The sequence below is a fragment of the Streptosporangium fragile genome, assembly GCF_039534445.1.
GTDB lineage: Bacteria > Actinomycetota > Actinomycetes > Streptosporangiales > Streptosporangiaceae > Streptosporangium > Streptosporangium fragile.
The window spans coordinates 1-20,507 of the sequence record NZ_BAAAVI010000015.1 but is presented as its reverse complement, the minus strand read 5'-3'; the positions used below and the strand labels follow the sequence as shown (position 1 = coordinate 20,507).

General features: G+C 73.9%; 15 protein-coding genes. 9 read left to right on the top strand and 6 right to left on the bottom strand.

Going from position 1 to position 20,507, the window contains the following annotated elements:
• Window positions 1-26: 26 nt before the first annotated feature.
• From lysA to ABD841_RS12355, 3 genes are all read left to right on the top strand, one after another.
• Window positions 27-1,409 (top strand): diaminopimelate decarboxylase, encoded by a 1,383-nt coding sequence (gene lysA / locus ABD841_RS12365; protein WP_344970765.1) that lies wholly within the window; start codon window positions 27-29, stop codon window positions 1,407-1,409.
• Window positions 1,410-1,485: 76 nt separating this feature from the next.
• The gene (locus ABD841_RS12360; protein ID WP_344970763.1) at window positions 1,486-2,778 is read left to right on the top strand and encodes a homoserine dehydrogenase; all 1,293 of its coding nucleotides are present in this window, start codon (window positions 1,486-1,488) and stop codon (window positions 2,776-2,778) included.
• Between the two features lie 439 nt (window positions 2,779-3,217).
• The gene (locus tag ABD841_RS12355) at window positions 3,218-4,048 is read left to right on the top strand and encodes a polysaccharide deacetylase family protein (protein WP_344970761.1); all 831 of its coding nucleotides are present in this window, start codon (window positions 3,218-3,220) and stop codon (window positions 4,046-4,048) included.
• Window positions 4,049-4,138: 90 nt separating this feature from the next.
• On the opposite strand, the gene ABD841_RS12350 is transcribed toward ABD841_RS12355, so the two are convergent.
• Genes ABD841_RS12350 through ABD841_RS12335 form a run of 4 tightly spaced genes read right to left on the bottom strand, consistent with a single transcriptional unit; the run spans window position 4,139 to window position 9,955 of the window.
• Complete coding sequence (locus tag ABD841_RS12350) at window positions 4,139-5,854, bottom strand: glycosyltransferase (protein ID WP_344970760.1); 1,716 nt, start codon at window positions 5,852-5,854, stop codon at window positions 4,139-4,141.
• Complete coding sequence (locus ABD841_RS12345) at window positions 5,851-7,773, bottom strand: glycosyltransferase family 2 protein (protein ID WP_344970758.1); 1,923 nt, start codon at window positions 7,771-7,773, stop codon at window positions 5,851-5,853. Before ABD841_RS12345 ends, ABD841_RS12350 begins: the two co-directional genes overlap by 4 nt.
• Window positions 7,773-9,485 carry a glycosyltransferase gene (locus tag ABD841_RS12340; RefSeq protein WP_344970757.1) on the bottom strand — a complete coding sequence of 571 codons (1,713 nt, stop codon included), beginning with the start codon at window positions 9,483-9,485 and terminating at the stop codon, window positions 7,773-7,775. The genes ABD841_RS12345 and ABD841_RS12340 overlap by 1 nt, the downstream gene beginning before the upstream one ends.
• The gene (locus ABD841_RS12335; RefSeq protein ID WP_344970755.1) at window positions 9,482-9,955 is read right to left on the bottom strand and encodes a hypothetical protein; all 474 of its coding nucleotides are present in this window, start codon (window positions 9,953-9,955) and stop codon (window positions 9,482-9,484) included. Before ABD841_RS12335 ends, ABD841_RS12340 begins: the two co-directional genes overlap by 4 nt.
• A 277-nt stretch (window positions 9,956-10,232) precedes the next feature.
• On the opposite strand from ABD841_RS12335, the gene ABD841_RS12330 reads away from it, so the two are divergent.
• Both ABD841_RS12330 and ABD841_RS12325 read left to right on the top strand, forming a co-directional pair.
• Entirely contained in the window at window positions 10,233-11,348 is a 1,116-nt protein-coding gene (locus ABD841_RS12330) for a glycosyltransferase family 2 protein (RefSeq protein WP_344970753.1), read from the top strand.
• Window positions 11,345-13,090: a glycosyltransferase gene (locus ABD841_RS12325; RefSeq protein ID WP_344970751.1), complete on the top strand. Its 1,746-nt coding sequence runs from the start codon at window positions 11,345-11,347 to the stop codon at window positions 13,088-13,090. The genes ABD841_RS12330 and ABD841_RS12325 overlap by 4 nt, the downstream gene beginning before the upstream one ends.
• Window positions 13,091-13,185: 95 nt before the next feature.
• Here the strand turns inward: ABD841_RS12325 and ABD841_RS12320 are convergent, their stop codons facing one another.
• Entirely contained in the window at window positions 13,186-13,983 is a 798-nt protein-coding gene (locus ABD841_RS12320) for an SAM-dependent methyltransferase (protein ID WP_344970749.1), read from the bottom strand.
• Between the two features lie 94 nt (window positions 13,984-14,077).
• On the opposite strand from ABD841_RS12320, the gene ABD841_RS12315 reads away from it, so the two are divergent.
• Window positions 14,078-15,415, top strand: coding sequence for an MFS transporter (locus tag ABD841_RS12315; RefSeq protein WP_344970747.1), 1,338 nt, complete (start codon window positions 14,078-14,080; stop codon window positions 15,413-15,415).
• Between the two features lie 53 nt (window positions 15,416-15,468).
• Here the strand turns inward: ABD841_RS12315 and ABD841_RS12310 are convergent, their stop codons facing one another.
• Entirely contained in the window at window positions 15,469-17,037 is a 1,569-nt protein-coding gene (locus tag ABD841_RS12310) for a glycosyltransferase family 2 protein (protein WP_344970745.1), read from the bottom strand.
• A gap of 214 nt (window positions 17,038-17,251) precedes the next feature.
• Between ABD841_RS12310 and thrC the strand changes: the two genes are divergently transcribed.
• The 3 genes from thrC to ABD841_RS12295 all read left to right on the top strand — a co-directional run.
• The gene (thrC, locus tag ABD841_RS12305; RefSeq protein ID WP_344970743.1) at window positions 17,252-18,310 is read left to right on the top strand and encodes a threonine synthase; all 1,059 of its coding nucleotides are present in this window, start codon (window positions 17,252-17,254) and stop codon (window positions 18,308-18,310) included.
• 161 nt (window positions 18,311-18,471) lie between these two features.
• Complete coding sequence (locus ABD841_RS12300; RefSeq protein ID WP_344970741.1) at window positions 18,472-19,464, top strand: homoserine kinase; 993 nt, start codon at window positions 18,472-18,474, stop codon at window positions 19,462-19,464.
• A gap of 465 nt (window positions 19,465-19,929) precedes the next feature.
• Window positions 19,930-20,507, top strand: a 578-nt coding sequence (locus ABD841_RS12295; protein WP_344970739.1) for a Rho termination factor N-terminal domain-containing protein, incomplete at its 3' end; no start/stop codon positions are given.

The window sequence follows — 20,507 nt, the reverse complement described above, 5'->3', positions numbered from 1 at the left end:
TCACCGGGTCCGATAGCCTCGATCGGGTGAGTCGATTCGCCCACCCCGCCGGTGACCGGCACGCCGAAGTGCTGCCCGAGGAGCGCCCTCCGCACGCACCTGCCGACCTGAACATGCTGGACCCGACCATCTGGCCGCGAACGTCGCACCGCGTCGGCGGTTCCATCACGATCGGCGGCGCGGACGTCAGAGACCTGGTCGCGGAGCACGGCACCCCGCTCTACGTGGTGGACGAGGAAGACTTCCGCTCCCGCTGCCGCGACTACGCGAGCGCGTTCGCCGGGGGCGACGTCCACTACGCCGGCAAGGCGTTCCTGTGCCGCGAGGTCGCGCGCTGGATCATGCAGGAGGGCCTCGGCCTCGACGTGTGCAGCAACGGCGAGCTCGCCGTCGCGCTCAGCGTCGGCTTCCCGCCCGAGCGGATCACCATGCACGGCAACAACAAGTCGCCGGCCGAACTGGAGCGGGCCGTCGAGGTCGGGGTCGGGCACATCGTGATCGACTCCTTCGAGGAGATCGCCCGCCTCGGCTTCCTCGCCGACAAGCACGGCAGGCGCCCCCAGGTCATGATCCGGGTCACCGTGGGAGTGGAGGCCCACACCCACGAGTTCATCGCCACCGCCCACGACGACCAGAAGTTCGGCTTCTCGCTGAGCAGCGGCGCCGCGGCCGAGGCGGCCCGGCGCATCCTGGCCCTGCCCCAGCTGGAGCTCGTCGGCCTGCACTCCCACATCGGCTCCCAGATCACCGACACCGCCGGGTTCGAGGTGGCCGCGCGCCGCCTGGCCACGCTCCTGGTGCAGATCAAGGAGGAGCACGGCGTCGTGCTGCCGGAGCTCGACCTCGGCGGCGGCTACGGCATCCCGTACGTCGACGGGGACACCGCGCCCGACGTCAAGGTGATCGCCGACAGCCTGCGCGAGATCGTCACCAAGGTGGCCGAGACCGCCGGCCTGCCGGTTCCCCGGCTCACCGTCGAGCCCGGCCGGGCCATCACCGGCCTCGCGGGCGTCACGCTGTACGAGGTCGGCACGATCAAGGACGTCGAGGGGCTGCGCACCTACGTCAGCGTCGACGGCGGCATGAGCGACAACATCCGCACCGCCCTGTACGGCGCCGAGTACACCGCGCGCCTGGCCTCGCGCGAGAGCGACGCCGCGCCGATGCTCTCCCGCCTGGTCGGCAAGCACTGCGAGAGCGGCGACATGGTCGTCCGCGACCTGTGGTTCCCCGCGGACCTCGCCACCGGCGACCTGATCGCCGTCGCGGGCACCGGCGCCTACTGCCGCTCGCTGGCCAACAACTACAACTACCTCCCCAAGCCCGCCGTGGTCGCGGTCAAGGACGGGGCGTCCCGCGTGATCGTCCGCCGGGAGACCGAGGAAGACCTGCTGAGAGGGCAGCTGTGATACGACCTCACACGGCGGGCCGCCCGGCCCGCGTGGCAGAGAAACCCGCCCACGGATTGAAGGGAAGTGTGGCCGGATGGCACTGAAAGTCGCGCTTCTGGGATGCGGCGTCGTCGGATCCCAGGTGGTCAGGCTCCTGCACGAGCAGGCCGACGACCTGGCCGCACGCGTGGGCACCCCGCTGGAGCTCGCCGGCGTCGCCGTGCGGCGGCTGGGCCGCAGGCGTGACGCCGACGTCGACCCGGCCCTGCTCACCACCGACGCCGAGGCCCTGGTCACCCGCGACGACGTCGACATCGTCGTCGAGGTGATCGGCGGCATCGAGCCCGCCAGGTCGCTGATCCTGGCCGCGCTGAACAGCGGCAAGTCCGTCGTCACGGCCAACAAGGCGCTGCTCGCGGAGGACGGCGCGACCGTCCACGCCGCGGCCAGGGCCAACAACGCGGACCTGTACTTCGAGGCGGCCGTCGCGGGCGCCATCCCGCTGATCCGGCCGCTGCGCGAGTCGCTCGCCGGAGACCACGTGGACCGGGTGCTCGGCATCGTCAACGGCACCACCAACTACATCCTCGACAAGATGGACTCCAGCGGCGCCTCCTTCTCCGACGCGCTGGAGGAGGCGCAGGCGCTGGGCTACGCCGAGGCCGACCCCACCGCCGACGTGGAGGGCTTCGACGCCGCGGCCAAGGCCGCGATCCTCGCCGGGATCGCGTTCCACAGCCGGGTGACGGCCGCCGACGTCCACCGTGAGGGCATCACCGAGATCACCGCCGCCGACGTGGCCAGCGCCAAGGCCATGGGCTACGTCATCAAGCTGCTGGCCATCTGCGCCCGTTCCGAGGACGGCCGGTCCTTCGGCGTCCGGGTGCACCCGGCGATGATCCCCCGGACGCACCCGCTGGCCGGGGTGCGTGAGGCCTACAACGCGGTCTTCGTCGAGGCGCAGTCCGCCGGTCGGCTGATGTTCTACGGGGCCGGCGCCGGCGGTGCCCCGACCGCGAGCGCGGTGCTGGGCGACATCGTGGCCGTGGCCCGCAACGTCCTGGCGAACACGCGCGGCCCGGAGGAGTCCACCTACGCCGACCTGGTCGTGCACCCGGTGGGCGAGACCGTCACGCGCTACCACGTCTCCCTGGACGTCGCCGACAAGCCCGGCGTGCTCGCCCGGGTCGCCGACATGTTCGCCAAGCAGGACGTCTCCATCCAGACCGTCCGCCAGGAGGGCCTCGGCGCCGACGCCCAGCTCGTGCTGGTCACCCACCGGGCCAGCGACGCCGCGCTCTCGGCGACCATCGAGAGCCTGCGCGAGCTCGACATCGTCCGCGACGTGGTGAGCGTCATGCGCGTCGAGGGCGAGGACACCCCCTGAGGAGTCCCCTCGGCGACGAGGGTTGTGACGCCGAGCGGCGTTCTCGCGCCGCGGCCGGTGAGTCTCGTGCCGCGGCCGGTGAGCGGACCCGGGCCGGCGCCCGGCCCGGGTGCCGCTCCGGCGCCGTGCAGGGCGCCGGCGAGGAGGGGCACGGCCCGGCCGGGCCGTCGATCGGTTCCCGGCGGACGGGTGCCCGGTGGGGCAGGGCCGGGGCCGTCGAGGGCCGGCGGTGATCCTGCGCGCCGGCCCCCTCCTCGGCCGCTGAGCGGCCCGGAACCACACCAGGTCCCGTCTTTCGCTGACATTTGATAACACCGGATCTGCCGGGCCGTGGGCTTGTAGGGTGCTCTGCGGTGATCGTCCGCTGTCGGATCGCCCCTGCCGGGCCGGTCGCGGGCGCGCGCCGGGCCGCCCACCCATCCCGAAAGGACAGCTCACGGTGAAGATCGTTCGTCGGGCCACGGCGCTGCTGGCGACGCTGGCCGCTGTCGCGTTCCCCGCGACGGCCGGCCACGCGGAGGCCGCCCAGGCCCCGAAGAAGGCCAGGACGGTGGTCTCGCTCACCTTCGACGACGGTGACGCGACCCATCTGGCCGTGGCCCGCATGCTCCAGAAGCGGGGAATGCGTGGAACGTTCTACATCAACACCGACACCATCGGGCGTGACGAGAAGCTCACCCGCGGCCAGCTCGCGGCCATCGCCAAGGGCGGTCACGAGATCGGCGGTCACACGCTGACCCATGTCCGCCTCACCCAGCTGACCCGGAGCGAGCAGCGCCCGCAGATCTGCGATGACCGCAGGACTCTGGTGTCGTGGGGGTACCGGCCCACCACCCTCGCCTACCCGTTCGGCGCGGTGGACAACGACGCCAAGGCGGTGGCGCGGGAGTGCGGCTACGACGCGGCCCGCGCGGTCGGCGGGCTCCAGCAGTGGTCGTGCCCCGGCTGCCCGGCCACGGAGCACCTGCGCCCCAAGGACCGCTACGAGATCCGCACCCCGAACTCGATCCGCGAGGACACCCTGCTCCGGCAGATGAAGCAGCAGGTCCTCAACGCCGAGAAGGCCGGCGGCGGGTTCGTCCCGATGGTGTTCCACCGCGTCTGCGACGACTGCGGCGTCTACTCGACCTCCCCGAAGACGATGAACCAGTTCCTTGACTGGCTCGCCACCCGCAAGGCCCACGGCACGATCGTCAGGACCCTCCAGGACGCCGTCGGCGCCCGCTACCGCCCCGTGCCCGCGGAGGACGCCCCCACCGCAGAGGAATGACCCCGGGGCCCGGCCACGTTCACGGGCGCCTTCCTCGTCCGATGGGGACGCGGCCCGGAGCGCCGCTCCTCCCGGCGGCGCGGGGAGGTCTCAGCGCGGGCCGTCGGCGAGCCCGCGCAGGCGGCGGGCGGCGCGGCTCAGCAGGGAGCGCCGCTGCGAGCGCTGCTGGGCCTTGCGCAGCGCGACGGCCTCCAGGCGGCGCTGCTCGGCCTTCTCCTTCCACCGGAGGGTGTCGCGGCGGCCCTTGGCCGCCGCGGCGCGCAGCTCCCGCAGCTCCGCCTTGAGCGTTTCGACCTGGCGCCTGGCGCGTTCGGCCTCCCGTTTGCGCGACTCGGCCTCCGCGCGCCAGCGCACGGCCTCCCGGTTGCGGTTCGAGGCCCAGGACGGGTAGGCCGACGCCGCCGGCCGGAACCGCCACGACTCGGCGTCCACCCAGGTCGCGCCGTACAGGTCGGCGATCACGTCGTCCAGGGACTCGCCCGGGGCGGCGACGCGCAGCGCCCGCGCGACGGCGGCGGTACGTTCCAGGCGGGCCGCGGCCACGCCCGACTCGGTCTCCTCCAGGGCCACCAGCAGCAGGCCCTCGTCCTCGCGCTCGGCCTGCTCGATCAGCATGGCCAGCGACTCCGCGCCGGGCACCCAGCCGGGCGGGCAGGTGAGGCGGAACGGCGCGGGGAACGAGGTCGGGGGCACCTTCTCGGCGAAGGAGACGCGGCCGTCGTGCGCGTACTGCCCGCGGACCAGCCGCAGGTCGAGCAGCGGGTCGTCCAGCGGCGCGCGGCGCCCGCCGGTCAGCGATCCCCACGGGCCGGTGACGGTGACGTGCACGTCCGGCAGCGTGCTCGCCAGCGCCCCGTCCATGCTCGCCCGCACGTCCTCGAAGGAGGCGTCCGTGGCGTCCACCACGACCTCGGCGTAGGGGACCAGCCACTGGCGTCCCCCGTCGGTGCGCAGGTTGCGCCGGTACGGCACGCGGTCGGCGATGAACGGGTCGTTGTGCCGCCTGACCTCGGCGGTCCGGCGCATCGCCGTCGTGGTGCCCAGGTGCCAGCACAGCGCCTCGGCCTCCGGGACGAACACCGCGCCCGCCTGGGTGAGCCGGTAGCCGAGCTCGGTGTCCTCGCCGAGCGTGAGGGAGGTGTCCATCCCGCCCGCGCCCCTCAGCAGGGCGGCCGGGAGCGAGACCGTCGCGCCCACGTGGACGCGGTGCAGCAGCGAGCTGGGCGCGTCGCGGAAACCGCGGTGGGCGGCGACGAGCTCGTCGATCCAGTGGTGGCCGTGCTCGGGGTCCTCCTCGAACAGGGCGTCGGCCTTGTCCTTGGCGACGGCGATCTGGACCTCGGCGGGCGTGGGCGGCGTGCCGCCCGCGGCGGTGAAGCGCAACGTTCCCAGCACGACCAGGTAGTCGGCCAGGTGGTGCCAGCGCATGTGCGCCTCGACGTGCTCGCGGTAGGAGACGATGTCGGCGTCCACGCGGTGGATCACCTCGCCGTCCGCGACCGCGACGCCGGACTCCAGGGCCCAGGCGATGCCCCAGCCGCCGGGTGCGGCGCGGACGATCCTGGTGCGCTCCGGGGCGATCTCCGGCAGCCGGAGCGGCGGCTCGCTGCCGTCGTCCACCACGATCACCTCAAGGAGGTGGGACGGGTAGGTCTGGGCGGCCAGGGCGGCCAGTGTGAGGTCCAGCCTGTCCTGCCCCTGCCGGGCGGGGACGACCACGCTCACCGACAGGCGCGGCTCCCACTCCCCGAGGGCGGGCGGGGCGAGCACCCCGAAGTCGTTGCCCGGGATCCGCGGCGCGCTCACACCGCCTCCCCGGGAAGCTCCATGAGCGCGCTGGGCCGGAACCCGCGCCACTGGCGCTTGTTGCGCCGCAGGAACGTGCCGATCGGCTCGCGCCAGGTGTGGTTGGCGACCTTGCCGCGCCGCAGGATGTAGCCCAGGCCCTGGGTCCGGTAGATCTGGCCGCCCGCGGCCTGCACGGCGTGCTGGAACTGGGCGTCGATCGTGCCCGGCAGCGTGCGGAAGCCGCCGACGGCGTCGAAGGCGGAGCGCTCGGTGAAGATGGTCCCGCCGGCGATGAAGTTGGTGATCTGCTCGGTGACCTGCTCCCGGTGGACGGTCACCCCGATCGCGGCGAGGTAGACGAACTCCGGAACCATGCCGACCACCTCGGCCCCCGAGTAGGAGTGGGCCAGCAGCAGGTCGGAGATGAAGTCGGGCCCGTACCAGTCGTCGTCGTCCATCTTCAGCAGGAACGACCCCGAGGCCCTGGTCGCGGCCTCGTTCAGCACGGTGCCGAACACCGTCTCCCGGCCGGCCTCGAACACGGTGATCGGCCGCTCGAAGGAGGCCAGCGCGCCCGCCACGGCGGGATGCCCGGCGGGAATCCCGTGCAGGGCCAGGATCACCTCGAACTCGGCACCGCGCTGCCTGGTCATCTGCTCCAGTGCGAAAGGCACCATCTCCGGCCGGCGGGTGGCGAGCAGCACCGAGGTCAGCGGCGGGGGCGCGGCGGGCGCGCCGAGCTGCTCCCAGCGGGTGCGGACGCCGTGCGTGCGCAGCGCCTCACGGCGGAGCCGGATGCTGTGCTCCTCGCGCTCCAGGTCGTCCTTGAGCGCGGTCTCCTCGACCGAGGTGATCAGCCTGGCCAGCTCGGGGCCGAGGGCGCCCGCCCAGCGGGGCACGCTCTCGGCGATCAGCGGCACCCCGGCCGCCGCCAGCCCGGTGACGACCCGCAGCGCGGCCACGGGACCGCTGTGGCTGCGCCGCCAGTCCACGCGCACGCCCCTGACCTGCCGGATCCGGTTGACGTCCACGTCGGTGACGCATCCGGAGGCGCCGAAGACGGTGAGCGTCCGGCCCGCGCAAGTGATCGCCCAGCGGCCGGACTCGACGGACAGGCCGGCCATGCCGAGTGTCGGCACGGTGACGAAGCCCACCGGGTTGACCGAGCGGTCGTCGACCGGGGGAATGGTCCGCGGCTCGGACAGGTCCCCCAGGCCGCTCTCCAGGATCCTGCCGCCGCCGGGGCGGCCCAGCCGCTCCCAGCTCATCAGCTCGGCGACCGGGCGGTCCACCGTGGTCTCCTCGCCGGCCCAGGGCGGCGGGTCCTCGCCGGTGGTGCGCAGGACCAGGTCGCCGCCGCGGGCGCCGAACCGCTCGGGCACCGGGCCGGTCACCCCCGCCGGGGCCGCGTTCGGGTCGCCGGGGCGCCAGTGCGCCGCCCCGGGGCCCGCCAGCGCGGCCACGGGCGCCGCGACGGCGTCCATCCGGTGCCCGGCGAAGGCCCTGGCGGTCGCGGCGAGAGTGCGCCCGGCCGGGGTGGGCTTGGCGAAGGCGGCCTCCACCACCCAGGCCGGGCGCCTGGGCTGGTGCACGCGGAGGTCGGTGAGCGCGCGCCAGCGGTGGGCGGGGGTGGGCGACAGCACCGGCGCGGTGTACCAGTGGGGCGTCTCCTCCACGGCGACGACGACCCGCGTGGCCATGGGCAGCAGCGACTGCAGGGTCGCCGCCCGGCGCAGGTCGGTGGGTGTCCGGGCGAGCACCAGGATCTCCGCGGCGCCCTCCTCGGCCCGCGGGGCGCCGTCGAGGTCGCCGTCCAGGTCCAGAGCCCCGTACGGCTCCAGTTCGTCGAGTTTCTCGAAGCCGGCGCAGTACACGAGGACACGCCGCTTGCCGTTCCGTTCCCGGGCGGCGCGGGCGAGGTCGGTCATCAGGGACATCAGCCGGTCTTCCCCTGCCGCATGGCCGTCGCGATGATCCCCCGCAGGGGGCCGCGCTGCTGCTCTGTCTCCAGGTGCTCGACGCGCGCCCGCAGGCACTCGTTCTCGGCGCGCAGGTCCGCCACCTCGTCCGTGAGGCGCTCGGCCTCGCGCCGCCACCGCGCGGCGCCGGCCCGCCACTTGGCGGCGTCCCCGGAGACGGGCTCCGCCTCCGCGGCGGTCGTGACGCCGAACTCCTCCGCGCTCACCCAGAGCGAGCCGAACATCTCGTGGACGGGGCCGTCGAGGTCGCCGGAGTCGTCCACGAGCGCCGCCCTGGCGAAGGCCGCGGTGCGTTCGAGCCTGGCCGCCGTGACCCCGGCGGCCCCCTCGTCGAGCACCACGCTCACCAGTCCGTACTCCTCGCGCTCGGCGAGCTTGACCAGTTCGGCCAGGCTGTCGGCGCCGGGCACCCAGCCCACGGGCCAGGTGAGGCGGAACGGCGCGGGCGCGGAGCCGGGCGGCGGTTCAGCGGCGAAGGAGACGCGCGGCTCGTGCGCGTACAGGTTGCGCACCAGCCGCGCGTCGAGCATCGGCTCGTCCAGGGAGGAGCGGCGCCCCGCAGGGAGCGCCGTCCACGGCCCGACCAGGGTGACGGCCACGTCGACGAGGGTTCCCGCCAGCGCGGCGTCCACCGTGGCCCGGACGTCCTCGTACGAGGCGTCGCCGACGTCGACGACCATGTGCACGTACGGCACCAGCCAGTGCCTGCGCGGGTGGGTGCGCAGCCAGCGCAGGTCGGGGATGAGGTCGGGCAGCACCGACCAGTTGTGCCGGTGCACCTCCTTCTCGCGCCGCATGACCGTGGACGGGCCCAGGTGCCAGGCGCGGGCCTGCGGGTCGGGGACGAACACCGCGCCCGCCTGCGCGAGGCGGAAGCCGAGGTCGGTGTCCTCGCCCATGTTCAGGGCGGTGTTCACCCCGCCGACCGAGCGCAGCAGCGCGGCGGGCACGGAGGTGGTGGCCCCGGAGTGGAGCCGGTAGGCCCCGGCGCCGGCGTCCCGCAGCCACCGGGTCTCCCGGAGCACGCCCGCCCGCCAGGCGTGCGGGGCCGCGTCGTCGAACAGCTTCTCCGCGACCCCGGCGTCCACGGCCGTGAAGACCTCCCGGGCGGAGGGGCCGGACCCGCCGGGGGTGAACGACACGTCGCCGAGGACGACGGCGTAGGAGACGAGGTGGTGCCAGCGCATGTGCGCCTCGACGTGCTCGCGGTCGAGGATCATGTCGGAGTCGACCCAGTGCACGACGTCGCCGGCCGCCGCGGTGGCGCCCGTCCGGCGGGCCCAGCCGCGCCCCCAGCGGCCCTCGGGCACGCGGACGACCCGGGTGTTGGCCGGGGCGAGCCCGGGGACGCGCAGCGGCGGGTCGCTGCCGTCGTCGGCGACGACGACCTCCGTCAGGTGCGCGGGGTAGCTCTGCGCGGCCAGCCCGGCGAGGGTGCGCTCCAGAGCCTCCGGACAGTCGTACGCCGGGATCACCACGCTCACCCTGAGCCGCGGTTCCCAGCTTCCCGGGTCGGGCACGCTCAGCGAGCCGTAGTCGTTGTGCCTGATCATCACCGGGGGAACGGCGGCGCGTTCGCCACCCGGGGCCGGCCCGCGGCGCTCGTGGGCGAGGGGGACGCCCCCGCAAGGGGAGGGGGAATCGGGGACGGCGGGACCGGCCTCGGTCATGCCGTGCGCTCCGGCTTGGCCCGCCCGGTCCCGGCCTGTGCCCCGACCAGGCGCGGCAGCAACTCCTGGATCATCTTCTCCACCTCCCGGCGCTGCGGTACGGCGGCCAGCCGGTCCTCGCCGAGGGAGACCAGGATCGCCTGCAGGTCCTCGTCGCGCCTGCGCTCGTGCTCCCTGATCAGCTCGGTGATCTCGCCGAGCCGCCGCTCCAGCCGTTCCGTGGCCGCCTTGAGCTGCACCGTCTCCGCCTCACAGCGCTTGACCCGGTTGTCGATGCGCTGGGCCTTGCCGTCGATCCTGCGCACGGTCGCGATCACCAGGATCTGGACGCCGAGTACCGCGGTGATCGCGCCGAGCACGATGGCCGCCGTCACCGATATGACGTCGGCGCCGGCGAGAAGCGCCAGCGCGATCAGGACCAGCGGGCCGGTCATCGCCGCCAGAAGCGTCGTTTGTCGGGGCGTGGGCATCCGCGCTTACCTTCCGTACCGCTCTGTCGTTAGCCGTTCATTAGTGGAGGTATTTGAGGCTATCCGCTGTTCAGGGAGAAATATGTCATTAAATAAGAAACTCCAAGGTTCCCGTGACCTGTGTGACTCCTGTGAGTGATCAAGAGTGATCGTTCAAGTCAAGCGTGAAGCGGGGTGATGTCGAGCGTGAAGCGCGGTGATGCCGAGTCTGAAGCGCGGTGATGCCGAGTGTGAAGCGGGGTGAGAAGCGATCTCGGGACCTCGCTATCCTTCGCTGGTGCCTGCCCAGTCGAGCCCTGTATCCCCGCCCCCGACTCCGGCGGGCTTCCTGCGGACCCCGGCCGAGGAGCCGGCCGAGCTGGCGTGGACGGAACGGGGGTGGCTGGCGGCCGGCCGGCCGCTCGGCGACCGCCCTGGTCCCGACGAGATCGCCCACCTCCGGCCGCTGCGGGGCCTGACCGTCCGCTGGCCCGCCGCCCGGGTCCCGGCCGACGCCGTCACCGACCTGGCCGCGGCCGGGGTGCCGATGCACGCCGCCGCGTCGCCGGACTGGGTGGAGCCGGAGCTGGCCCGCCTGCTCGCCGCCTGGGTCCCCGAGGAGGACGGCGGCGGTCCGCGCTCGGTGACCGCCCTGCGCCGGGAGGAGCACAGCGTGCGGCTGCGCCGCCTCGGGCTCCGGGACCTGACCGGGACGGCGGTGCCCGAGGTCAGCGTCGTGATCTCCAGCATGCGGCCGCACCTGCTGGGTTCGGCGCTCGGCCAGATCGCCCGCCAGCGCCGGGTGCGGGTCGAGGTCCTGCTCGGCCTGCACGGCGTCCCCGCCGACCGCGAGGAGGTCCGCCGGGCGGTGCGCGAGTGCCCGCTGCCGGTCACCGTGGTCGAGGCGGACACGGAGACCCCCTTCGGGGAGGTGCTCAACCTGGCCGCCTCCCGGGCGAGCGGCGAGTACGTCGCCAAGTGGGACGACGACGACTGGTACGGCCCCGAGCACCTGGCCGACCTGCTGCTGGCCCGCGCCTACGCCGGGGCCGACATCGTGGGCGTCGCGCCCGAGTTCTTCTACCTGGAACCCCTGCGCGCCACGGTCCGCCGCACCGACTACACCAGCGAGGTCTGGTCCGACCACGTGGCCGGGGGCACGATCTTCCTGGAGCGGTCCCGGCTCCGGGAGGTCGGCGGGTTCCCGCCGCTGGCCGGCGGGGTCGACGCCGGGCTGCTCAAGACCGCCCACGCCGCGGGCGCGCGCATCTACCGCACCCACGGCCTGGGCTACGTGCTGCGGCGCTCGCTCGGCGCAGACCACACCTGGCGGCTCCCGCTCGCCCATTTCCTGCGGGTCGCGTCGAACCAGTGGCGCGGCTTCCGCCCGAGCCTGATCCTGGAAGCGCCATGACAGCACGGATCACCGGTAACGACTACCGCAGCCTCACCCTGCCCGCCCCGGGTGCCTGGACCCCGTCGCTGCGGGTCAGTGTCGTCGTGCCGGCCTACGGAGGCCAGGACAAGCTCGACCTGGTGCTCGCCGGGCTGGCCGGGCAGACCTACCCGGCCGGCCTGACCGAGGTCATCGTCGTCGACAACGGCAGCGAGCCGCCGCTGCGGCTGCCCGCGCTCCGGCCCGAGGGCACCCGGCTGATCACCTGTCCCGTGCCCGGCCGGGCCCACGCCCGCAACGCCGGGCTGTCCGCGGCCACCGGCGACGTGATCCACTGGCTCGACTCCGACGTGGTCCTCGACCGCGGGTCGGTCGAGGCGCACATGCGCTGGCACCACGCCGCGCCCTACCTGGTGGTGACCGGCTACCTGCGCTTCACCACGGCCGAGCCGCCCGCCCCCGAGGTGGTGGCCGCCGCCGACGACCTGGCCAAGCTCTTCGAGCCGGCCGAGCCGCACGCCTGGCTGGTCGACCTGATCGAGCGCACCGACGGCCTCACCGCCAACCCGCACCGCGCGTTCAGCCTGCACGTCGGCGGGGCCACCTCGGTCAACGCCGCGCTGCTCGCCCAGGCGGGGCCGATGGACACCGACCTCGTCCTCGGCCAGGACACCGAGATGGGCTACCGGCTGGCCCAGGCGGGCGCCGTTTTCGTGCCCGAGCCGCTCTCCCGGGCCTTCCACCTGGGCCCGACCATGCGCATGCGTGACAAGGCCTCGATCGACCGGGTCAGCCACGCGTTCGTCGCCGACCGGATCCCGTCCTACCGCTGGCTCCGCTCCCACCCGTCCCGGCAGTGGAAGGTGCCGTACCTGGAGGTGGTCGTCGAGCCCACCGGGGACGCGGGGGAGAGCGGCGGAGAGGCCGCGGGGGAGAACGGCGCCGGGGCCGGGCGCGCGGGCGGGAACGGCGCCGGATACGCCTACGACGAGGTCCGCGCCACGGTCGACGCCGTGCTCGCGGGCACGGTGCCCGACGTCGTGGTCACCCTCGCCGGCCCGTGGGACCGCGTCGGCGCCGAGGGCCGCGCGCCCCTGACGGACCCCGACCTGGACCTGGTCCTCATCCGCGGTCACTACGCCCACGAGCCCAGGGTCCGCTTCGCGCCCGGCGCCCCGCCCCCGCCCGGCGCGGTGCCCTACCGGCTGCGGCTGCCCGTCGGGTGGGTGCCGGGGGAGGACACCCTGGCCCGCCTGCTCGACCTGGCCGGGGAGGAGGGGTACGGCCTGGTCTCCGTGCTGCTGTCCGAGAGCGGCGCGGGGACGGCCCGGGGCGTCGTCGCGGCGCGGCTGGAGCGCACCGCCGCGTTCGCCCGCGCCGAGATCGTGCGGGAGGAGGGCGAGGACGTCGACGACGCGGTGGAGGACACCTTCGGGGTGATCTGGGTGGACGGCGAGACCTACGGGTTCGCGCCCGAGGCCCGGCCGATCACCGGCCGCCGCGGCGCCTACCGGGCCAGGGCCGAGGCGGAGGCCGAGGTGGCGCGTCTCACCAAGGAGGCCGAGCGCCTGCGCGGCCAGGTGGCCAAGTGGCGGGAGGAGGCGGGCCGCTGGCGCAAGAGCGCGGTCGACCTGCGGCGTGAGGTCGGCCAGCTGCGGCGCGAGGCCGGCGCCCTGCGCAAGGAACTGGCCGCGGCCAGGAAGGTGCTCCAGTACGGTCTGCTCTCCTCGGTCAAGCGGGCCATCACCCGCCGCCGGTGACCGCTCCCGGGGGGAGGACGCCCGGCGCCGCGGGGCCGCCCCCGGCCCGCGACCGCCGGGGACCGCCGCGGCCGCGGGGGCGGCGCGTCCGGCGGTCAGCGCCCGTCGGTGACGACGCCGACGCCGCCGAGGAAATAGTTGCCGACGTCCCGGTACGGCACCGCGGCGCCGGGCTCCGGACGCCACTCGGGCAGGTTGACGATGCCCGGCTCGACCACGTCGAAGCCGTCGAACATACGGATGATCTCCTTGCCCGTCCGGGCGACGAAGGGCGAGGAGGCCCGGTCGTAGACCTGGACGACCCCGTCCGCGGCCTCCGGGCGGGCGTCGATCGCCACGTGCGACAGGGCGAGGTGGCTGCCGGGCGTCATGGCCCCGCGCAGGGTGGCGATGATGCCCTCCGGGTCGTCCTCGTCGGGGACGAAATGCATGATCGCCAGCAGGAGGACGGCCACCGGTTCGTCGAAGTCGATCGCGGCCCGGACGTCCGGGTTCTCCAGGATCTCCGCGGGGCGGCGCACGTCGCCCTCGACGATGGTCACGTTCTCGTTCTTGCCGAGGATCGCCCTGCCGTGGACCAGGACGGTCGGGTCGTTGTCGACGTAGACGACCCGGGCGTCGGGGGCGACCTGGTGCACGTTGTTCTGGGTGGGCAGGCCGGCGCCGATGTCCAGGAACTGGCGGATGCCCGACTCGGCCAGGAAGGCGACCACCCGTCCGAGGAACGCGCGGTTGGAACGCGCGCTGTACCGGATTTCGGGGACGACCTTCAGCACCTGCTCGGCCGCCTCCCGGTCGGCGGGGAAGTTGTCCTTGCCGCCCAGGTAGTAGTCGTACATGCGCGCGACGTTCGGAATATGCGTCTGAATACCTTTGGGCGCGTGGTCGGTCACGGGCCGCTCCCCGGTGATGATATTTCTGGAATCACGTAGATCATATCGGTCCGGAACCCTGGAGAAGTGTTTCCGGAGCTGACAAGATCCGGTCATGGTCGCCTCCCCCTCGCGCCGCGTTCTCGGCCTCCACCTCGCCGACGGCATCGGCCGCGGCAACATGTGGGCCTGCCTGTCCATGGCGTTCGCCGCGACGATGATCATTTCTTTCCTGCCCGCCGCGCAGCCCTACATCCTGGGCGGTGTCCTCGGCGTGGCGAACGCCGACCAGGGAAAGGTCGTCGGCCTCCTGGGGGTGGCCGCCGAGATCACGATGATCGCCAGCCTGGCCTGGTACGGCGCGCTGGCCGACCGCTTCGGCCGCCGGCCCGTCGTCGTGGCGGGGTTCGCCCTGTGCGCGCTGGGCGCCGCGCTCTTCCCGTTCGCCGCGAACACCGGCGTCCTCGTCGCGCTGCGCGTGGTCTTCGCCCTCGGCGTGGCCGCGCTCAGCGCGATGCTGTCCACGGTGGCGATCGACTACGTCCGCGACGGCTCCAGGGGCAAGGCGTACGGGCTGGTCGGCCTGTTCAGCGGCCTGGGCGCGATGGTCGCGGTGCTCGCCCTGGTCCGGTTGCCCAAGGTCTTCGAGGACGGCGGGATGACTCCCGCCGGCGCCGCCCGCGTCTCGTTTCTGATCATCGCGGCGGCCCTCCTCGCGGTCGCCGCGCTGATGTGGTTCGCGCTGTCCGGCGCCGGGGTCGCGGGGGCCGCCCCGCGCCTCCCGCTGACCCGCCTGGTCAGGGAGGGCGTCGCGCTCGCCCGCGACCCCGGCGTGGCGCTGTCGTACGCGGCGGTGTTCGTCGCCCGCGCGGACCTGGCGGTGGTCGCGGGCTTCCTGTCCCTGTGGGTGGTCGACTACGCCACGAGCGAGCGCGGCATGTCCGCCGCCGAGGCCCTGGCCCGCGCGGGGGCCGTGGTCGGGATCGCGCAGACCGTGGCCGTGGTGGCCGCCCCGCTGTTCGGCTGGCTGGGCGACCGCATGCGGCGTCAGGACGTGGTCGTCCTGGCCCAGGCCGTCGCGGCCGTGTCGTACCTGTCGACGCTGCTGGTCGGCGACCCGCTGGGCGGCGGCATGATGCTGGTGGCCGTGCTCATCGGCCTGGGCGAGATCGCCGGGATCACCACCGCCGGCCCGCTCCTGGCCCAGCAGGTTCCCGCCGCCGTCCGCGGCTCCGCCTACGGCGTGCAGACGCTCTGCGGCGCCGTCGGCATCCTCGTCGTCTCCGGGCTGGGCGGCCTGCTCTACGACGCCTGGCGCCCGGCCGCGCCGTTCGTGGTCTCGGGCACCCTCGGCCTGCTGGTCGTCGCCTTCGGCCTGGTGGTACGACGGCGTGTCACGCCCCTGCCGGAGAGTTCCGGGGACGACCCCGAGAAGGCGGCCGCGCAGGTCTGATCCGGATCCGGTCCGGCACCGGCCTGCCCGGCGCCGCCCGTTCCCGGTCCGGTTCAGTCCCGGAGCGCGCTGCGGAGCTTGCCCAGCAGAGATCCACGCCCGGCCGGGGCCTGCTGCGGGCGGCCCGCGCCGGTGGTCTGCCGCTGGGCCGCGGGCGCGGGCCGCTGCGCGGGCTTCGCCGCGGGAGCGGGCGCCGTGGGGGCCGCGGGGGGCGCCGGGGCGGCGGGCGGTGCCTGGACGGGCCAGAACTCCGACCGGTCGCCGTACCGCACCCCGTGGGTGGCCTCGACCGAGGTGGCGACGTCGTCCGCGCCCAGGAGCCGGGCCCGGCCCAGCGCCTCGGTCCGCTCCAGCGTCGCGGTGCCGTCCTCGCCGAGGTCGACGACGAGCATGCCCAGCCGGTTCTCCTGCATCACACCGATCATCCGCTCCAGCGAGTCGCGCCCGAGCGGCACCGAGACCGGGCCGGTGTAGCGGAACGGGATCGGGGCGGGGGTGGCCGCGACCTCGTCGGCGGGGCGCACCCGCTCGTCGTGGGAGAAGTGCTCGCGCAGCAGCAGCAGGTCGAACGAGGGGTCGTCCAGCGCCGGGCGGCCGCCGGACAGCCGGGACCAGGGCGCGACCAGGGTGACCCGCACGTCGCCGACCGTCCCGTCAAGCGCCGCGCTCACCGCCTCGCGCACCTGCTCCTCGGGCCCGTCGGCGCGCAGCACCACCTCCACGTACGGCACCATCCAGTGGCGGCCCCGGTCCTTGCGCAGGTCACGGCGGAGCGGCACGCGGTGGGCGAGGTAGGGGGCGACCGCGCGCACCGCGCCCTGCCGGTCGCGGCGCTGGGCGGGAAGCCCCAGATGCACCGCCTGGGCGGCCATGTCGGGGACGAAGACCACACCGTGCGCGGCCAGCCGGTAGGCGAACTCGGTGTCCTCGCCGCGCAGCACCTCGGGGTCGAGCCCGCCCACGGCGTGGAAGACCTCACGCCGCATCGACACCGTCGGCCCGGTGCACACGTGGTACGGGTTGCGGCTGGCCCGCAGGCCGTCGGTGCGGGCGATCGTCTGCTCGGTGGAACTGGGCAGGGCCTGCGACAGGTCGAAGACCGACTCCAGCGCGCCCGCGCCCACCGCGTCGCGCACCCGCGCGGGCGGCAACCCCGCGGGCTCCTCGATGAACTTCTTGGCGCCGATGGCGACCAGGTAGTCGGCCAGGTGGTGCCAGCGGGCGAGCGCCTCGATGTGCTCGCGGCAGACGACCATGTCGGCGTCGAGGCGCTGGATGATCCGCCCTTCGGCGAGCGCGGCGCCGGTGTTGACGGCGTGCGCGATGCCCCAGCCCGACGGGGCGGCGGGCACGATCCTGGTGCCCGGCGGGGCGATCTCCGGCAGCCGCAGCGGCGGGTCGCTGCCGTCGTCGACCACGATCACCTCCATGAGGTGACCGGGATAGGTCTGCGCGGCCAGCGCGGCGAGGACCAGGTCGAGCTTGTGCTGCCCGCCGCGTGCCGGGATGACCACGCTGACCGGGAGCCGGGGATCCCACCCGCCGAGCGCGGGCACATCGAGAGGCGAGTAGTCGTTGTGCCTGATCGGTGGCAGGTTCTTGTCCACCGCACCGCCCGTCATGATGGGGCACCCCTTGTCTGGTTCATCGCCTGTCAAGGTCTGTCAAGCGCTGCTGACCATAGCGGGCGTTTCTGAGGGTTTCCTGTAGGTGTGACGCCTCGCGTGTCCATCAGGTGGACGGCGAATCCCGGGTCTCGGCGCATTGCCCGTAGACTCGGTGCTCAACACCGCAGGTAGCACGCGCGCGGACGGCCCGTGCGCGGGAGGAGCAATCATGACCAGGGCGTGGCGTGGCCTCATCGAGGAGTACCGTGACCGACTTCCGGTGACCACGGCGACGCCCGTCGTCACGCTCCTGGAGGGCGGCACCCCGCTGGTTCCGGCGAACCGGGTCTCGGCGCTGACCGGCTGCGAGGTCTACCTCAAGGTCGAGGGCCTCAACCCGACCGGCAGCTTCAAGGACCGCGGCATGACGATGGCCATCAGCAAGGCCGTCGAAGAGGGGGCCAAGGCCGTCATCTGCGCCTCCACCGGCAACACCAGCGCCTCCGCCGCCGCCTACGCGGTCCGCGCGGGCCTGACCTGCGCCGTGCTGGTGCCCCGCGGCAAGATCGCGATGGGCAAGCTGGCCCAGGCGCTGGTCCACGGCGCCAGGCTGCTGCAGGTCGAGGGCTCCTTCGACGACTGCCTGGAGATGACCAGGAAGCTCTCGGAGAACTACCCGATCGCCCTGGTCAACTCGGTGAACCCGTTCCGGCTCCAGGGCCAGAAGACCGCCGCCTTCGAGATCGTCGACGCGCTCGGCGACGCCCCCGACATCCACTGCATCCCCGTCGGCAACGCCGGCAACATCTCCGCGTACTGGATGGGCTACAGCGAATACGCCGCCGACGGCGTCGCGACGCGGCGGCCCCGCATGTTCGGCTTCCAGGCCAGCGGCGCGGCGCCCATCGTCAACGGGGCGCCGGTGACCCACCCGCACACGATCGCCACCGCGATCCGCATCGGCAACCCCGCCTCCTGGAAGCTCGCCGAGGCGGCCCGCGACGAGTCCGGCGGCGTCATCCAGGCCGTCACCGACCGTCAGATCGCCGCCGCGTACAAGCTGCTGGCCCAGGAGGAGGGCGTGTTCGTCGAGCTCGCCTCCGCCGCCAGCGTGGCGGGCCTCCTCCAGGCCCACCGGCAGGGCCTGGTCGAGCCGGGCCGGCGCATCGTGTGCACGGTCACCGGAAACGGCCTCAAGGACCCCGACTGGGCCATCTCGGGTGCCCCCACCCCGGTGACGATCCCGATCGACGCGCACGCCGCGGCCACCGCGCTCGAACTCGCCTAGGCGTTGTCCCGCGACCGCCTCGGCGGACCGTCCCGCGCCGGTCCGGGCGCCGCCGTCCCGCGCCGGAACGCGCAGAGCGCCGGCACGAGCAGAGCACCGCATCGAAACGAGCAGATGGGAGGAGGGGTTCGCCCTGTACGGGGGCGCACCCCGGAGGTCCGATGACCGGCAGCAGCAAGGTGGTCGTCCGGGTTCCGGCGACCTCGGCCAACCTCGGCCCCGGCTTCGACACGCTGGGGCTCGCCCTGGGCCTCTACGACGAGGTCGAGGCCGAGCTCTTCCAGCCGCCCGGGAGCCCCGCCTCCCGGAGCGTCGTCATCGAGGTCGAGGGAGAGGGAGCCGGACGGCTCGACACCGGTGAGGGTCATCTCATCGTGACGACGATGCGCGCGACCTTCGATCGGATGGGGCTCCCGCAGCCGCGCGGCATCCGGCTGCGCTGCCTCAACCGCATCCCGCACGCCCGCGGCCTCGGCTCCTCCTCCGCGGCGATCTGCGCGGGCATCCTCGCCGCCCGCGCGCTGGCCGCCACGCCGTACGCGGCCGACCCCGACCCCGGCGGCCCCGCCTCCGGGCCGCCGCAGGCACCGGCCACGTTCACCGACGACGACGTGTTCGCGCTGGCCAACGAGATCGAGGGCCATCCCGACAACGTGGCGCCGTGCCTGGCGGGCGGGCTGACCGTCGCGTGGACGGACGGCGCGGGCGTGCCCCGCATGGCGCGGCTGCTCCCGCACCACGACGTCAGGCCCGTCGCCGTCATCCCCGGGCACCGGCTGTCCACCGAGGTCGCCCGTGGGCTGCTGCCCAAGGAGGTGCCGCACGCCGACGCCGCCGCGAACGCCGGCCGGGCCGCGCTGCTCGTCGCGGCGCTGACCGCCAGGCCGGAGCCGGAGCTGCTGCTGGCCGCCACGGAAGACCGCCTGCATCAGGATTACCGCGCGCCCGCGATGCCGCAGACCGCGGATCTCGTGCGGCGGTTGCGCCAGGCGGGCGTCGCCGCGGTCGTTTCGGGGGCCGGCCCGACGGTTCTTGCGTTTTCGACGGCGGATACGCAGGATTTGATCGCACCAGAAGTGGGTAATGACTGGCACATCCAGCCACTGGATGTCGAAACCCGCGGTGCCCGCGTTGTTTCTCCCGAGACACGCTGATCCTCTTCGACCTTCAGGGAATAGCTGTGTGCGCTGGTGATGTTAGGCTGATAGCCGCACCAGGTGCCCCGCGTTGGGTGCGTGCTTGTCAGCCACACATCGCTGCGTCATGTCTCACCTCGTGAGGCGTGACCGCTGCAGTGGCCTCCCCGAATCCGTCGCCTCCGAATGCGCCACATTCGGTTGGGGCAACGAGAGGCGGCGTTTAAGGGGACATGCGCGTTCGATCTACCTCGACATCTGGTTGCCGGTAGCAATCCGGGGGGGTGTCCTCCAAGTCCCACCGTCGATGATTCTCGATGGTGACGGCCTGGGTGTGCCCTTCTCCGACAGTGGCGGCGGCCCTCGATGGGCCGTCGAGGATCGCAACGTGCAACCCGACCCGGTCTGTCCCACCGGGTCGATCGCACCACCGGGACGATTGGCTGATCGTGGCCACGCCCGACCCCTGGGAAGGACCCATTAGTGAGCGACACCACCGAACTCCTCTCCGACGTCACCGGCACGACGCCGGCGGCCGGCGACACCCCCGCCCGCCCCGCGGCCAAGCCGCGCCGTCGCTCCGGCACCGGCCTGTCCGCCATGGTGCTGCCCGAACTGCAGGCCATCGCCTCCGGTCTCGGCATCAGCGGAACCGGGCGGATGCGCAAGAGCCAGCTCATCGCGGCCATCCAGGAGAAGCAGGGCGTATCCGCCGAGGGCGCCCCGGCTTCCACCACCGTCAAGGAGACCCAGGCCGCTCCGGCCGTCACGGCCGAGCCGGTCGCCGAGCGTCCGACGCGCACCCGCAGGGAACGTTCCCGTCCCGCCGCGCCCGCCGCGCCCGCCGCCCCCCCCGCGGAGCAGGCGCCTCCGCCCGCCGAGCCGGTGGCCGCCGCCGTCGTGGCCGAGCCCGTCGTCGAGCAGCAGCCGGTCGTCGAGACCGCCCCCGCCGAGGGCCGTCCCGAGCGCGGCGAGAGCCGCCGCGAGCGCCGTGCCCGTAACGGCGAGCGCGGCGAGCGCGGCGAGCGCACCCGCGACCGCGGTGACCGCGGCGAGCGCGG

Coding starts and splice junctions, on each gene's coding strand:
- ABD841_RS12360 (WP_344970763.1), top strand. CDS start 1,486: ATGGCACTGAAAGTCGCGCTTCTGGGATGCGGCGTCGTCGGATCCCAG.
- ABD841_RS12345 (WP_344970758.1), bottom strand. CDS start 7,773: ATGTCCCTGATGACCGACCTCGCCCGCGCCGCCCGGGAACGGAACGGC.
- ABD841_RS12340 (WP_344970757.1), bottom strand. CDS start 9,485: ATGACCGAGGCCGGTCCCGCCGTCCCCGATTCCCCCTCCCCTTGCGGG.
- ABD841_RS12335 (WP_344970755.1), bottom strand. CDS start 9,955: ATGCCCACGCCCCGACAAACGACGCTTCTGGCGGCGATGACCGGCCCG.
- ABD841_RS12325 (WP_344970751.1), top strand. CDS start 11,345: ATGACAGCACGGATCACCGGTAACGACTACCGCAGCCTCACCCTGCCC.
- ABD841_RS12315 (WP_344970747.1), top strand. CDS start 14,078: ATGGTCGCCTCCCCCTCGCGCCGCGTTCTCGGCCTCCACCTCGCCGAC.
- ABD841_RS12310 (WP_344970745.1), bottom strand. CDS start 17,037: ATGACGGGCGGTGCGGTGGACAAGAACCTGCCACCGATCAGGCACAAC.
- thrC (WP_344970743.1), top strand. CDS start 17,252: ATGACCAGGGCGTGGCGTGGCCTCATCGAGGAGTACCGTGACCGACTT.
- ABD841_RS12300 (WP_344970741.1), top strand. CDS start 18,472: ATGACCGGCAGCAGCAAGGTGGTCGTCCGGGTTCCGGCGACCTCGGCC.